Raw genomic sequence first — 14,158 nt, forward strand, 5'->3', positions numbered from 1 at the left:
GTCTCATGCCCGACCAATCAGAGCGTCACGACGATCTTCCCGAACTGATCGTTCGATTCCAGGAAGCGGTGCGCCTCGACGATCTCATCGAAGGCGAAAGTCCTGGCGATCACAGGCTTCAGGGCCCCGGAACCCAGACCATCAAGGATGAAGGCCTTGGCGGCTTCCAGCCGGGAGCGGTCGCGGACCACCTCATGTACGAGATAGCCGCGTAGCGTCAGGCTCTTGCTCAGGACCGCGAGGAGCGGGAAGGGTGTCTGCTCGCGGCTGAGCGCGCCATAGGCGATGAGAATGCCGCCCGGCGACATGGCCGCCGCCAGCGCCTCGATCGCCGGGCCGCCGACCGGGTCGAACACGACGCGCACGCCCTCGGCGCCCCCGATATCCCGCAATCTCGCCGCCAGATCCTCCTCGGCCGAGGCGACGACATGCGTGGCGCCGACGTCGAACAGCGCCTGCTTCTTGGCCGAGGTCCGCGTGACGGCGACCACTGTGGCGCCGATCGTCCTGGCCAGTTGGATCGCGGCGATGCCGACGCTGCTCGATGCCGCAGTGACGACGACGACGTCATCCTGCCGCAGGCCCGCTATGTCGACCAGCGCGCCGTAGGCGGTGAGATACTGCATCCAGGCCGCCGCGGCCTCTTCCCATCCGAGCGATGACGGGTGCCTGACCATGAGTTCGGCGGGAAATGTGGCGATCTCGCCATAAGCGGGCCAGCGGACCATCGACAAAGGCGGCACGACGCTGACGGCATCGCCGGGTACGACGCCGACCACTCCGTCGCCGACCGCCTCGACGATGCCCGATGCTTCGAGGCCGAGGCCGGAGGGCAGCTTCGCCTCTTCGATATAGGAACCCGAGCGCAGAAGCGCCTCGGCCCTGTTGAGACCCAGCGCCTTGACGCGAATGCGCACTTCGCCCCGGCCCGGCGCGGGGACGGTGACATCTTCGATGCGCAGAACCTCGGGACCGCCAAGCTCGTGGAAACGAACGACACGCGTCATCGGTCATAACTCCAAATCAATCGAACTGAATGAGCTATGACAGGATGCCAAAGGCCGATAAATGAGCGAATAGGCAGAGCAATGGAAACCACAGGTTCGAAATGGATCGCCTTTTGAGCATGGCGGTATTCGTCAAGGCCGTCGATCTGGGTTCATTCTCGGCGGCCGCTGCGGCCCTCGATATGTCGGGACCCATGGTCGGCAAGCATGTCCGGTTCCTGGAACAGCGCCTCGGCGTGCGTCTCATCAACCGGACCACGCGCCGCCAGGTCCTGACCGAGTTCGGACGGGCCTACTACGACCGGTGCCGGGTCGTGCTCGCGGAGGCGGATGCGGCGGATGCGCTCGCGGCCGACCAGTTGGGCGTGCCGCGTGGAAAGCTGCGTGTCGCCATGTCGGTGCATTTCGGTCGGCGCTGCGTTGCTCCCATCCTGCTCGACCTGGCGCGGCAACATCCTGGCCTGGAACTCGACCTGTCGTTCGGCGACGCGATCGTCGACCTCGCGGAAGACGGATACGACATCGCAATACGGACCGGCGATCCGCAAGACAAGGCAGGGCTCATCGCACGCCGCGTCGCGCGTCAGCGCATGGTGGTCTGCGCTGCTCCTTCCTATCTCGGTGCGCATGGCCGGCCACGGCGGATCGAGGAACTCGGCGAATATCAGGCCGTCATCTACCGCCGTTCGGGACGAATCCGCCCTTGGCTCTTCCCCGGCAAGGATCAGCCGATCATGGAGTTCATGCCGTCAGGGCGCCTGCGGCTCGATGATCTCGAGGCGATCGCCGATGCCGCGGAAGCGGGTATGGGGCTTGCCTGGCTGCCCTACTGGCTGGTGCGCGAGCGAATTTTGGCAGGCGGGCTTGTCCGGCTCCTGCCGGACCAGCCGGAATTTCTCTACGATTGCTATGCGTTGTGGCTGCAGACCCCGCATCTGTCATTGAAGGTGCGGCTCGCCGTCGATGCCCTCGCGGCGCGGCTGCCCGGACTGATGTCGTGAAATGCCGTCGGACCATTCGATTCCGGCATTTCCAACCACCGCGATGCCGGTCCAGGCAGGCTTGCGTGGCTTTGCCCGCGCTTCATCTGCCTGGCCACTTCTTTTGCCGCAGGTCTTTTGTCGGAAAACCGTGGGACACTTTTGCGAAACCTGCTTAGACTGAGCCGGCGTCGAGATCGGGGCGAATCGTGCCGTGGTGTTCGACTGCGCCTAAGAAGCATGCAAACCGATCCGATTCTGACAGCCGCCATGCCGTCCACGCGACGTCCGCAAATCCTCGTCATTCTGCATCAGGAAGCTTCCAGCCCGGGCAGGGTGGGGCATCTCCTCATCGAAAACGGCTTCGACCTCGACATTCGCCGCCCGCCACTCGGTGACCCGCTGCCTGAAACGCTTGCCGGCCATGCCGGCGCCGTCGTCTTCGGCGGGCCGATGAGCGCCAACGACAAGGAGGAGTTCGTCCGGCGCGAGACCGAGTGGCTCGCCGTGCCGCTGCGGGAGAACCGGCCGTTTCTCGGGATCTGCCTCGGCGCGCAGATGCTGGTGAATCATCTCGGCGGTCGCGTCGCCGGCCATCATGAGGGGCTGGTCGAGATCGGGTGGTATCCGCTGAAGCCGACCGAAGAAGGCAAGGCGATGATGCACTGGCCGGAAATGGTCTACCAGTTCCATCGCGAAGGGTTCTCGCTGCCATCAGGCGCGAAGCTGCTCGCCACGGCCGATTCCTATCCCAACCAGGCGTTCCGCTACGGTGATAATGCCTGGGGCATCCAGTTCCATGCCGAACTGACGCGGGTGATGATGCAGCGCTGGGTCGTGCGCGGAGCGCATCGGTTCGAGCTTCCGGGTGCGCAGCCGGGCCGCGACCACCTGGGCGGTCGCATGATCTGGGACATGCATCTGAAGCGCTGGCTGGACGAATTTCTGCAGCTCATCTTTGGCGGCAAGTCCAAGCGCTGAAGCAACTTCAGTAAGAGTGCGCGCGGTTTTGCATTCGGAACTGCGCAAAATGATCCGGGTCAGGTCCGCCCGTCGAGGCGGCGCACCTTTCTCAGTTCCGGGAAGATGACTGCCCAGAGGCCGGCGACGGCGACGGCGCCGATGCCGCCGAACACCACGGCGGGTATCAGCGCGGCCATGGTGCCAGCCCGGAACTCGCCGAGTTCGTTCGAGGCGCCGACAAACACCATGTTGACCGCGTTGACGCGGCCGCGCACCCGATCCGGCGTCCATAGCTGGATGAGGGTCTCGCGTATGTAGACGCTGACCATGTCGGTGGCGCCGAGCATCACGAGACAGCCGATCGACAGCCAGGGCATGGCGGAGATACCGAACACGGCGGTGAAGGCGCCGAAAAAGGCGACAAAGGCCAACATTACGATGCCGGCATGATCGCGGATCGGGTGGCCGGCAAGTCAGACGGCGACGCCAAGCGCGCCTATGCCGGGTGCGGCGCGCAGCAATCCCAACCCCCAGGGCCCCAGATCGAGAATGTCGCGGGCATAGACGGGCAGCAGCGCCACCGCGCCTGATAGAAGCACGGCGAAGAGGTCGAGCGAGATGGCTCCGAGCACGATCTTCTCGCTCCAGATGTAGCGGAAACCGGCGAAGAGCGTCTCGAGCGTCGGTGTGTCGGTTTCGCTGCGCTGTCGGGGTCTGGGTATCGAATGGACGAGGCCGGCTGCGGCGAGCATCAGCATCGCAGCGACGGCATAGGCCGCTTCGGCGGACAGGCCGTAGAGCAGCCCGCCCGCGACCGGGCCGACGATGTTCGCGGTCTGCCAGGCCGACGAATTCCAGGCGACCGCATTGGCAAAATCCTCCGGCGGCACCAGATTGGCGACCAGCGAGGCCGAGGCCGGGGCGAAGAAAGCGCGTGCGATGCCGAAGGCGACGAGCACGGCAAAGACGGGGCTGGGCCCTGCGAGGCCATGCCAGCTGAGCAGGAGCAACGCCAGCGCGCAAACCGCCTCCAGCGCTGCCGCCAGGGCCATGATCAGCCGTCGTCCGAACCGGTCGGCGACGACCCCGGTGACCAGGACCAGCAGCAGAGAGGGGGCGAACTGGATGACGCCGACCAAGCCGAGATCGAACGGATCGCGCGTCAGGTCATAGATCTGCCACCCGACCGCGACCGAGACCACCTGCGTGGAGAAAGTGGCGAGGAATCGCGCCAACCAGTAGCGGAGGAAGGCGCCATGGCGGAACGCCGCGAAGCGTTCCGCGGTGGTACTGTCGGCTGTCATGTCGACCCATGCGGTGATGTCATTGCCGCGCGTGTAGCGCAAATCGCCATGGAGGGCGCGGGTTTTTTCGAGCGCTCAGCCCCAGGCTGTGCTGGCGACCTGCCGGGTGGCGGCGTTGAGGCGGTTCCACACATTGATCACCGATATCGACACGAGAAGAGCGGCCAGCGCCTGCTCGTCATAGTGACGGGCGGCATCCGCCCAGATATCGTCCGGCACCGGGTCGGAGCGGTCGCTGAGGCGCGTGACCGCCTCGGCGAGCGCCAAAGCGGCGCGTTCGGCGTCGGTGAAGTAAGGGGTGTCCCGCCATGCCGCCACGGCAAACAGTCGCTGATCCGTCTCGCCGTCCTTCCTGGCCATCCGTGGGTGCATATCCACGCAGACGCCGCAGCCATTGATCTGGCTGACCCTCAGATGCAGCAGATGGATGGTGCGTGCCGGGACAATACCGTTCTCCGTCACGGCATTCAGCGCCTGCAGGGCGTGCATGGCTCCGGGGAGGATCATCGCGGGGTGTTTCATTCTTGCTTGCATGAGTGGTCTCCTTGAGAGGTATCTGGCAGGGGTATCCGGGTTCCTTGCTGACGGTTCCGCCACCCGGCCGGTCGTTCCAACCGTTCTGTCACATCCGCCGGGTCTCGCACGTCATGGGCTTGACGGAAGCCGACGGAGAAATGTGACCGATGGACGAGAAAAAAGTTCTGGCGGATCGATTCGAGGCCAATCGCGGCCATTTGCTGGGAGTCGCCTATCGCATGCTGGGCTCGCGGAGCGAGGCGGAGGACGCAGTCCAGGAAGCCTGGGTGCGTCTCAACCGCACCGACACGGGAGACGTGGACAATCTCGGCGGATGGCTGACGACGGTCACGGCGCGGGTGTGCCTGGACATGCTGCGCTCGCGCAAGTCGCGGCGCGAGGAGCCGCTGGAAGCGCGAACGTCGGAGCCTGCAGCCGATGCCGGCCGGAGCTACGAACCGGAGCAGGAAACGCTGCTCGCCGACTCCGTAGGTCTCGCTTTGCTCGTGGTGTTGCAGACGCTGGCGCCGGCGGAGCGTGTCGCCTTCGTGCTGCACGATATCTTCGACTTGCCGTTCGAGGAGATTGCGCCCGTGGTCGGACGCTCGGCCACGGCGGCGCGCCAGCTCGCCAGCCGCGCCCGGCGCAGGGTGCGTGGCACGCAGGCGGCGCCCGATCCGGACCGGAGCCGGCAGCGGGAAGTGGTCGAGGCTTTCCTCGCCGCTTCGCGCGGCGGTGATTTCGACGCCCTGTTGGCCGTGCTTGATCCCGACGTCGTGTTTCGGGCCGACAGGACGGCCGCGCAACTGGGGGCGGCGGCGGAGATCCGCGGCGCGGCCGCAGTGGCCGCTACCTTCAGGGGGCGCGCGCAAGGAGCGCTGGTCGCCCTCGTCGATGGGGCTGTCGGCCTGCTGGTGGCCCCCGGCGGGCAACTGCGCGTCGTCGTGCGTCTCACGATCGCTGACGGCAAGATCGTCGCGATCGATGCGGTGGCGGACCCCGAAAGCCTCGGCCGCCTGGACCTGGCCGTGCTCGACTGGAAGACCGGAGCGTAGAAATCATGCCGGGACCCGGATCGGCTTGCCGCTTCGCCCCAAGTTGCCCTTGACAGGTGTTGTGGGTGACGCTATTCATTAGTTCGTCAACTTGCCGAACTAAATGGCAAGCCGACCCAAGCAGAGAGGCAAGCACGCTTGAACGCCGCACGGTCACCTCTGATCAGGCAATATTCCCGACGCCTTGTCGCGGAGATCCTCCTGAAGGGCGAGCCCATCTCGCGCGCCGATCTCGCCAGGACGACCGGCCTTTCCAAGCAGACGATGTCCGAAGTGATCGGCGAGCTCGAAGCGGGCGGCTGGGTGAGGCCGGTGGGCACCACGAGCGGCGGTCTCGGGCGTTCGGCCGTCACCTTCGAGATCGCTGCGGACGCCGCCTACTCGCTCGGCGTCGATCTCGGCGGAACGAAGATCTCGGCGGCGCTGGCCGATCTCGTCGGCGGGATCGTGGCGGAGGCCACCGAGCCCACCGACCCGCGCGGCGGCCGGCATGTGCTGATGCAGATCCGCCAGCTTGCGCTCCGGCTCGCCGCTGGCAAGGGCATCGACGCCGGGCGGATCGGAAGCGTCGTGGTGGGCACGCCAGGCGTGCTCGACCAGGAGAGCGGCGCCATCACGCTCCTGCCCAACATAGCCGGCCTCTCCGAGATCGACGTGCCCGCCATCCTTGCCGAGTTGTTCGGCCGGGCCGTGGCCATCGAGAACGACGTCAATCTCGCCATGCTGGGCGAAGCCTGGCAGGGCTGCGCCCAGGGCTGTGAGAACGCTGCCTTCCTGTCGCTCGGCACCGGAACCGGCCTCGGCCTGATCGTCAACGGCAAGCTCGCGCGCGGCGCCAATGGCGCCGCCGGCGAGATCTCCTATCTGCCGATCGGCGCCGACCTCTATTCGCCCGAGGCGCTTGCCGTCGGCGCCTTCGAGCTTGAAGTCGGCTCGCATGCGATCGTGCGGCGCTATCTCTCCGCGCGGGGAAGCGGCGCCGAGAGCGTCCGCGACGTCTTTGCCAGACTGGAAGCCGGCGACCCCGTTGCGGCATCCGTGCTCGACGACGTCGCGCGCAGCCTGGCCCTGGCGGTCGCCGCGCTTTGCTCGATCCTCGATCCCGAGATCATCGTGATGGGCGGAAGCATCGGAATGCGCCCCGAATTGCTCGAACGAGTCCAGGCGGCCTTGCCCGCAGCGTTCGCCCGGCCGGTCGTCGTGGTGCCGAGCCTGCTCGGCAACCGGGCCGGCCTGGTCGGGGCGCTGTCATCGGCCGTCAACAGCCTGCACAACGCGTTGTTCGGCATAGCGGGGCTGCCAGGCGACCTCGCATTGCCTGCCATAGCGAGGGCCGCGGAATGAAGCTCGACGCCGCACTGATCTCCCGCCTGCGCGCGGCGCTCGACACTGATGCCGCCATCGATCTGTTGCGGCGCGCGGTCGGCACGCCGAGCGTCACAGGGACGGAAGCGGCCTTCGCACGGCTGCTCGCCGGTGAGCTCAAAGCGCTCGGTGCCGATGAGATCGTCCTCGACGACTTCGCGCCGGGTCGGCCGAATGTGCGCGGCCTGCTGCGCGGGGCGGGCGAGGGGCCATGCCTGCTGCTCGCCGGTCATACCGACACGGTCCATGTGCGTGGTTGGGCCGAACGCTGGGCCGGCACGGAGCGCGAAGACCCGTTCGGCGGGGCGATCGTCGACGGCGCCATCTGGGGACGCGGCACGGGCGACCTGAAGGCAGGCATCTGCACCACCCTTGCCGCAGTCCGCCTGCTCTCAGCGGCCGGCATCGTGCCTGCCGGCGATCTCCAGTTCGCCTTCATCGGCGACGAAGAGAGCGGCGAACCGGACACCGGCGTCAGTGCCGGCATCAAGGCCTTCGTCGCCGAGATCGAGGCAGGTGTCGTGCCGAGGCCCGATTTCGCGATCTATGTCGAGCCCACCCGGCTCAACATCTATCCGGCCCAGATGGGCTTCCTGATCTGCGACATCACCATCACCGGCCGTTCGGCCTATTTCGGCGTGCCCGAACGCGGCATCGACGCGCTTAAGGCCGCGCATCAAGTGCTCTCGGCGATCTGGGCGCATTCGGCCGAGCTCGAGGCGCGCGCGCCGCACGATCTCGTCGGCCGGCCATTCGTATTGGTCACAGGGCTCGAAGGCGGCGGCTATATCGCTGTTCCCGGCGAATGCCGCATCAGCCTGATCCTGAAGCTGCTGCCGGGCGAAGGCCTCGACAACGCGGTCGCCGGTCTCGAAAGGGCGGTGCGCGGCGCGGAGCTGGCGGAAGGCATCACGGTCTCCTTCGCCTATCCGGCCGGCCGCGACCACCGCTATGGCGGCACGCCATCCGAAGTCTCGCCGCAACTGCCTGCGGTTGCCCTGCTCACACAGGCGGTCGAGGCCGTGCGCCCGGATCGCGGCCTGATCGAAGGCGCGCCCTATTGGTCGGAAGCGCCCTTCCTGATCAACCGGCTGGGCGTTCCGGCGGTCTATTGCGCGCCCGGCGACATCCGCAACTGCCACACGCTGGAAGAGCATGTGGTCGTGCAGGAATATCTCGACGGCATCGTGGCCTTCGCCGCCTTCCTCGCGGCCTTCGATCGGTCCGTCATCGAGTAACCGCCCGCAAGGGGCAAGATGGGAGAGCAGAGATGGCATCTAAACAGAGACTGATGGCGGCCGCGCTGGGCGGCCTGATCGCCCTCGGAGCGGCGGGTTATGCCGCCGCCCAGACTGTCGGCCCGAACGGCGAGGCCGCAACGCCGTCGAGCGCGCTGACGCTGAGCGAGGCCGAAGTGGCGAAGCTCAAGGAGGGCAAGCACACGGCAGCCCTTCTTTGGCACACCTCCTCCGACTTCGTCACCGCGGTGACGGCGGGCGCCACCGACGAATTCAAGCGGCTGGGCATCGAAGTGGTGGCCACAACCGATGCCGGCTTCGATTCCGCCAAGCAGCTTTCCGACGTCGAGACCGTCTTGGCCAAGTCGCCAAGCGCGATCCTGGCGCTGCCGCTCGACCCTGTCGGCTCGGCCAAGGCCTTCCAGGGGGCCAGGGACAAGGGCGTCAAGCTGGTGTTCCTGTCCAATGTGCCTGATGGCTACAAGCAGGGCTCGGACTATGTGGCGATCGTCACAGACGACCTGTTCCAGATGGGCAAGCAGGCAGCCGACGTTCTGGCCAAGTCGCTGGACAGCAAGGGCAAGGTCGCCTGGATATTCCATGACGCGCAGTACTACGTGACCAACCAGCGCGACAACGCCTTCAAGACGACGATCGAGAAGGATTACAAGGACATGTCCATCGTCGACAGCCAGGGCATCGCCGACCCGGCGCGCGCCGAGGAGATCGCGCAGGCGCTGCTCACCAAGACGCCCGATCTCGACGGCATCTATGTGACCTGGGCGGAGCCGGCGGAAGGGGTGCTGGCCGCCCTGCGTTCGGCCGGAAACAGCAAGACCAAGGTCACGACGCTCGACCTTTCGGAGCCGGTCGCGCTCGACATGGCCCGCGGCGGCAATGTCGTCGGCATCGTCGCCGACAAGGCCTACGAGCTCGGCCGCGCCATGGCCACCGCCGCCGGCTACGGCCTGCTCGGCAAGGAAGCGCCCGCCTTCGTCGTGGCACCGGCCATCACCGTGACGAAGGAGAATGTCGCCGAGGGCTACAAGGAATCGCTCAACCGCGACGCCCCGCAGTCCGTGCTCGACGCAGCGAAGTGATCAATCGGCGGGGCCGCCGGTGGCCGCCCCGCCGTCACGGAGGAGTATCATGGCTCATCTCACGAAGAACTCGATCGCCGCCTTGCTTCTGCTGGCGACGCCCGCCATCGCGGCCGCGACGACCAAGGGGCCGCATGGCGAGGCGGCGACGCCGGCCGCGAGCGTCACGCTGACGCCGGATCAGGAAGCGAAGGTCAAGGACGGCAAGTTCACGGCAGCCCTGTCCTGGCACACGACATCCGACTGGTCGGCGGCGGTAGGCAACGGCGCCAAGGATGAATTCGCGCGGCTCGGCATCGAGGTCGTCGCCGAAACCGACGCCGGCTTCGACGCAGCCAGGCAGAAAAGCGACATCGAGACCATCCTCGCCAAGAAACCCAGCGTGATCGTTTCGCTGCCGGTCGATCCCGAGACCGCTCCAGAGGCCTACCGGCCCGCGCTTGCGGCCGGCGCCAAGCTGATGTTCGTGGACAATGCGCCGAAGGGCTTCGTCCACGGTGAGGACTACATCGCCATCTCCTCCGCTGACCTGGTCCAGATGGGGACCAAGGCGGGCGAGGCCCTGGCCGGGAAGCTCTCCGGGAAGGGCACGGTCGGCTACATCTTCCACGATGCCGACTTCTACGTCACCAACCAGCGCGACCGTGCCTTCAAGGCCACGATCGAGAGCTTCCCCGACATGAAGATCGTCGCCGAGCAGGGGCTCGCCGACCCGGCGCGCGCCGATGATATCGGCAATGCCTTCGTGGCGCAGAACCCCGATCTCGACGCGATCTACGTGACCTGGGCGGAGCCGGCGGAACTGGTTCTCGCGGCCTTGCGCAACGCCGGCAACAAGCACACCAGCATCGTGACGCTCGACCTCTCGGAACCGCTGGCGCTCGACATGGTGCGCGGCGGCAACGTAGCCGCGATCGTCGCCGACGAGGCCTATGCGATCGGCACGACGGCGGCGCGCGCCGCTGCTCTCGGTCTCATCGGCGAGACTGTGCCTCCCTTCCTCGCGGTCGATGCCATCGCCGTCACCGGCGACAGCGTGAAGGAAGGCTGGAACAAATCGTTGCATCGCGATCCGCCTGCTTCGCTCGGAGGCAATTGATGTCGGTCCAGTCGTCCCTCCGCCGTTTTCCGCTGCTCGGTCGGCTCGATCCCAGCGCCTATGTCGTCTATGTCGGCTTCCTGCTGATCTTCGCCGTCTTCGCGGTGGTGCTGAGGGACGACGGCTTCCTGACCACGTCCAACCTGCTCAACATCGTCCAGCAGACGGCGCCGGTCACCATCATGGCGATCGGCATGGTCTATGTGCTGACGGCAGGCGAAATCGACCTCTCCGTCGGCTCCGTTGTGGCGATCTCGGCCCTCACGGCTGCGGTGGTGATGCGCGAGCACCATTGGGTGCTCGGCGTCGTCGCCGGGCTGGGGGCGGGCGCCGTCATCGGGCTCGTGAACGGCACGCTCGTCGCCTATGTCAGGCTGCCGTCCTTCCTGGTCACGCTCGCCACCATGGGACTTCTGGCCGGCGTCGCCCGCTGGATGACCAATCTGCAATCCGTGCCGGTGACCGACGCCACTTTCACCGGCCTGTTCGGCTCCGGCTCGCTATTCGGCATCCCGTCGCTGGTCATCTGGACGGCGGTGGCGGTCGCGATCGGCCACTATGTCTATCGCGAGACCCGCTTCGGGGCACATGTGCTGGCGACCGGCGACAATCCGCGCGCGGCGCGGGCCGCGGGCATCAAGGTCGACCGGCTGCGGCTCAAGGTGCTGGTGCTGGGCTCGATGTGCGCTGCCCTTGCCGGTCTGCTCTATCTCGGCCGCATCCAGGGCGCGCGCTATACGCTGGGTGAAACCGATCTGCTGACCGTGATCGCCGCCGTCATCGTCGGCGGCACCCGTCTCACCGGCGGAACCGGAACCGTGGTCGGTGCGCTGGTGGGCTCGCTGCTGATGGGCATGCTCAACAACGGGCTCATCCTGATGGGCCTTGCCGTCTCCGAACAGATGATCGTACGGGGCCTGATCATCCTGGCCGCCGTCGCGCTGACGCTGCGGGAACCGCAGCGCTGACCTCTGGAGGATCAATATGTTTCTGGACGTTCTCCGCCGCCGCAATTCCGGCCTGATCGAGGCGGCGATCCACCTCCACCAGGAGAAGAAGCTGCCGGCCAACAGCTACGTGATCGACACCGACACGGTCGAGCGCAACGCCGGCACCCTCCGCGAGACCGCCGACCGGCACGGGTTGAAGATCTTCGCCATGACCAAGCAGATGGGCCGCAACGGCGATTTCTGCGCGGCCGTCAGGCGCGGCGGGATCACCGAATCCGTCGCCGTCGACATGGAATGCGCGCGCGCCACCCACCGGGCCGGCCTCACGCTCGGCCATCTCGGCCATCTCGTGCAGGTGCCGCGCGCCGAGGCGGCAGCCGCCGCGCGGATGAAGCCGCGCTACTGGACCGTGTTCAACGACGAGAAGGCCGGGGAGGCTGTGGAGGCTCTACGGGCAGCGGACCATGACGGGCAGCTTCTCGCCCGCATCCAGGCAGAAGGCGACACCTTCTACCGGGGGCACGAAGGCGGCTTCCCGGCGGCCGACATCGTCGCGGTGGCGGAGCGCATCGAACGACTCGGAAAGGGGCGCTTCGCCGGCATCACGACGTTCCCGGCACAGCTCTTCGATCCCGCGACGCGCAGCATCAGACCGACCCACAATACCGAGACCCTTCGTCGCGCGGCCGACGCGCTGGCCGCCGCCGGCCGCAAGGACATCGAGATCAACGCGCCCGGCACCACCTCGTCGGTAATGATCCCGGCGCTCGCCGATGTCGGCGCCACGCAATGCGAGCCCGGCCACGGCCTGACCGGCACGACGCCGCTGCATGCGCTGGAGGACCTGCCGGAGGCGCCCGCCGTGGTCTATCTGAGCGAGGTGTCGCATCTTCACGGCGGCCGCGCCTATTGTTTCGGCGGCGGGCTCTATATCGACCCGGTCTTCCCGGACTACGACGTGAAGGCGGTCGTCTCCCGCGAGCCGACAACGGCGCAAACGGCGCAACGCAGCGTCGAGATCCCGCCGCCTGCGGCGATCGACTATTACGGGATGATCGACGCTTCGGGCCCGGCCGCGCCGCGGGTCGGCGACAGCGTGGTGTTCGGCTTTCGGGCGCAGGCATTCGTCACCCGGGCCTATGTCGTCGGTATTTCCGGTCTCGCTTCGGGTTCTCCGCAAGTGCAGACGATCCACGACGCCTATGGCCGGCCGATCGACTGGCCGGAATGGTGAGCGCCATGACCCCGGCTCTCAGCCTGCGCAACGTCCACAAATCCTTCGACGGCATCGTCGCCATCGAGGACTTCAGCCTCGAGATCGAACGCGGCGAGGTGGTCGCGCTGGTCGGCGACAACGGCGCCGGCAAGTCGACGCTGGTCAAGATCATCTCCGGCATGTACCAGCCGACATCGGGCGAGATCCGCCTCGGCGGCGAGCCGGTGCATTTCACCGATGCCAGCCAGTCACAGGCCAAGGGCGTGCAGGTCGTCTATCAGGACTTGGCGCTTGCCGACAGCCAGACGGTCTACATGAACCTCTTTCTCGGCCGCGAGAAGACGAAGGGGCCGTTCGGCAAGCTCGATCGCGCCGCGATGATCGCTGAGACGGAGACGCTCGTGCGAGAACTCGACGTGCGCATCCCCTCGGCGAAGTCGATCATCCGCGACCTGTCGGGCGGCCAGCGCCAGGGCGTGGCGATCGCGCGCGCCACCCACTGGGCGACCAATCTGGTGCTGATGGACGAGCCGACGGCCGCCCTCGGCGTGGCGGAGACCGCCAAGGTCGAGGACATCATCCACGGCCTCAAGGCGCGCAACCTGCCGATCCTCATCATCAGCCACAGCCTCGACCAGGTGTTCCGGCTTTCGGACCGCATCTGCGTCCTGCGGCGCGGCCGCCAGATCGGCGTGCGCAAAACCGCCGAGACCGACAAGAACGAGATCGTCTCGATGATCACCGGCCTCAAGGCCGCCGGCGAGGCCTGAGCGGCTTCCAGGAATGCGAAAACAAAGTCACGCGTGTCGGGAACGGCCGGCATGCGCGAGATCGTGCTTGCCTCGATCGTAGTGTTCGTGCTGATGGCGATTATTCGCGGCGACGGCGGGCCGCGCCTGCCGGATCCTCGGAGGAAGACATGATCCTGTTGTCGAGATCGATCGTGCATCCCTGGCTGTGCGACATGATGGGGCACCTGACGACGCGCCACTACATGGCGATGTTCGACGATGCGAGCTACGTGCTCCTGTCGGAGGCGACGGGCTGGAGCCCGAACGACCCGGAATGGGCGGGGCTCGGCTGGGCCGACGTGCACCAGGAGATCGACTACAAGGACGAGCTTTCCGCCGGCACGATCGTCGAGATCACAGGCGGCGTGAAGCGCATCGGTTCGAGCTCGATCGAGATCCGCCTCGAGATGCGCAGGATGAACGGAAAGTCGCTCTGTGCCGTCATGGTCGCCAAGACCGTGTTCTTCGACCTCTCCCTGAGGAAGGCAAGGCCCTTCACCGAAAGCATGCGGGCCCGCGCCGAAACGCTGCTCGTCGAGACGGGCAAGGCCTGATACCGGCCGGGCCTGGGCTT

At 66.7% G+C, this 14,158-nt stretch carries 13 protein-coding genes and 1 pseudogene; 11 read left to right on the plus strand and 3 right to left on the minus strand.

The features are described from left to right. Positions 1-17: 17 nt before the first annotated feature. On the minus strand, positions 18-1,007 hold the full coding sequence (locus JN280_RS10375; protein WP_202311950.1) for a zinc-dependent alcohol dehydrogenase family protein: 990 nt from the start codon (positions 1,005-1,007) through the stop codon (positions 18-20). Between the two features lie 101 nt (positions 1,008-1,108). On the opposite strand from JN280_RS10375, the gene JN280_RS10380 reads away from it, so the two are divergent. Further along, positions 1,109-2,008, plus strand: a complete 900-nt coding sequence (locus tag JN280_RS10380; protein WP_202311951.1) for a LysR family transcriptional regulator — start codon at positions 1,109-1,111, stop codon at positions 2,006-2,008. A gap of 249 nt (positions 2,009-2,257) precedes the next feature. Next, positions 2,258-2,968 carry a glutamine amidotransferase gene (locus JN280_RS10385; RefSeq protein WP_202311952.1) on the plus strand — a complete coding sequence of 237 codons (711 nt, stop codon included), beginning with the start codon at positions 2,258-2,260 and terminating at the stop codon, positions 2,966-2,968. Between the two features lie 59 nt (positions 2,969-3,027). Here JN280_RS10385 and JN280_RS10390 read toward each other — a convergent pair. Together JN280_RS10390 and JN280_RS10395 are read right to left on the minus strand one after the other, a co-directional pair. After that, positions 3,028-4,254, minus strand: a pseudogene (locus JN280_RS10390) (MFS transporter). Positions 4,255-4,329: 75 nt separating this feature from the next. Further along, positions 4,330-4,788 carry a carboxymuconolactone decarboxylase family protein gene (locus tag JN280_RS10395; RefSeq protein WP_202311953.1) on the minus strand — a complete coding sequence of 153 codons (459 nt, stop codon included), beginning with the start codon at positions 4,786-4,788 and terminating at the stop codon, positions 4,330-4,332. A gap of 149 nt (positions 4,789-4,937) precedes the next feature. On the opposite strand from JN280_RS10395, the gene JN280_RS10400 reads away from it, so the two are divergent. From JN280_RS10400 to JN280_RS10440, 9 genes are all read left to right on the plus strand, one after another. After that, positions 4,938-5,825 (plus strand): sigma-70 family RNA polymerase sigma factor, encoded by an 888-nt coding sequence (locus JN280_RS10400; protein WP_202311954.1) that lies wholly within the window; start codon positions 4,938-4,940, stop codon positions 5,823-5,825. Between the two features lie 138 nt (positions 5,826-5,963). Next, positions 5,964-7,169: an ROK family transcriptional regulator gene (locus JN280_RS10405; protein ID WP_244743179.1), complete on the plus strand. Its 1,206-nt coding sequence runs from the start codon at positions 5,964-5,966 to the stop codon at positions 7,167-7,169. Further along, positions 7,166-8,428 (plus strand): M20 family metallopeptidase, encoded by a 1,263-nt coding sequence (locus JN280_RS10410; protein ID WP_202311955.1) that lies wholly within the window; start codon positions 7,166-7,168, stop codon positions 8,426-8,428. Before JN280_RS10405 ends, JN280_RS10410 begins: the two co-directional genes overlap by 4 nt. 32 nt (positions 8,429-8,460) lie before the next feature. Continuing rightward, positions 8,461-9,528 carry a substrate-binding domain-containing protein gene (locus JN280_RS10415; protein WP_202311956.1) on the plus strand — a complete coding sequence of 356 codons (1,068 nt, stop codon included), beginning with the start codon at positions 8,461-8,463 and terminating at the stop codon, positions 9,526-9,528. A 49-nt stretch (positions 9,529-9,577) separates the two neighbouring features. Then, positions 9,578-10,627, plus strand: a complete 1,050-nt coding sequence (locus tag JN280_RS10420) for a substrate-binding domain-containing protein (protein ID WP_202311958.1) — start codon at positions 9,578-9,580, stop codon at positions 10,625-10,627. Next, on the plus strand, positions 10,627-11,595 hold the full coding sequence (locus JN280_RS10425; protein WP_202311960.1) for an ABC transporter permease: 969 nt from the start codon (positions 10,627-10,629) through the stop codon (positions 11,593-11,595). Before JN280_RS10420 ends, JN280_RS10425 begins: the two co-directional genes overlap by 1 nt. A 16-nt stretch (positions 11,596-11,611) precedes the next feature. Further along, positions 11,612-12,811 (plus strand): alanine racemase, encoded by a 1,200-nt coding sequence (locus JN280_RS10430; RefSeq protein WP_202311962.1) that lies wholly within the window; start codon positions 11,612-11,614, stop codon positions 12,809-12,811. A gap of 5 nt (positions 12,812-12,816) precedes the next feature. After that, on the plus strand, positions 12,817-13,563 hold the full coding sequence (locus tag JN280_RS10435) for an ATP-binding cassette domain-containing protein (protein ID WP_244743182.1): 747 nt from the start codon (positions 12,817-12,819) through the stop codon (positions 13,561-13,563). Between the two features lie 149 nt (positions 13,564-13,712). Next, the gene (locus JN280_RS10440) at positions 13,713-14,138 is read left to right on the plus strand and encodes an acyl-CoA thioesterase (RefSeq protein ID WP_202311966.1); all 426 of its coding nucleotides are present in this window, start codon (positions 13,713-13,715) and stop codon (positions 14,136-14,138) included. Positions 14,139-14,158: the final 20 nt, after the last annotated feature.

The sequence above is a fragment of the Mesorhizobium sp. L-8-10 genome (assembly GCF_016756635.1).
Classification (GTDB): Bacteria; Pseudomonadota; Alphaproteobacteria; order Rhizobiales; family Rhizobiaceae.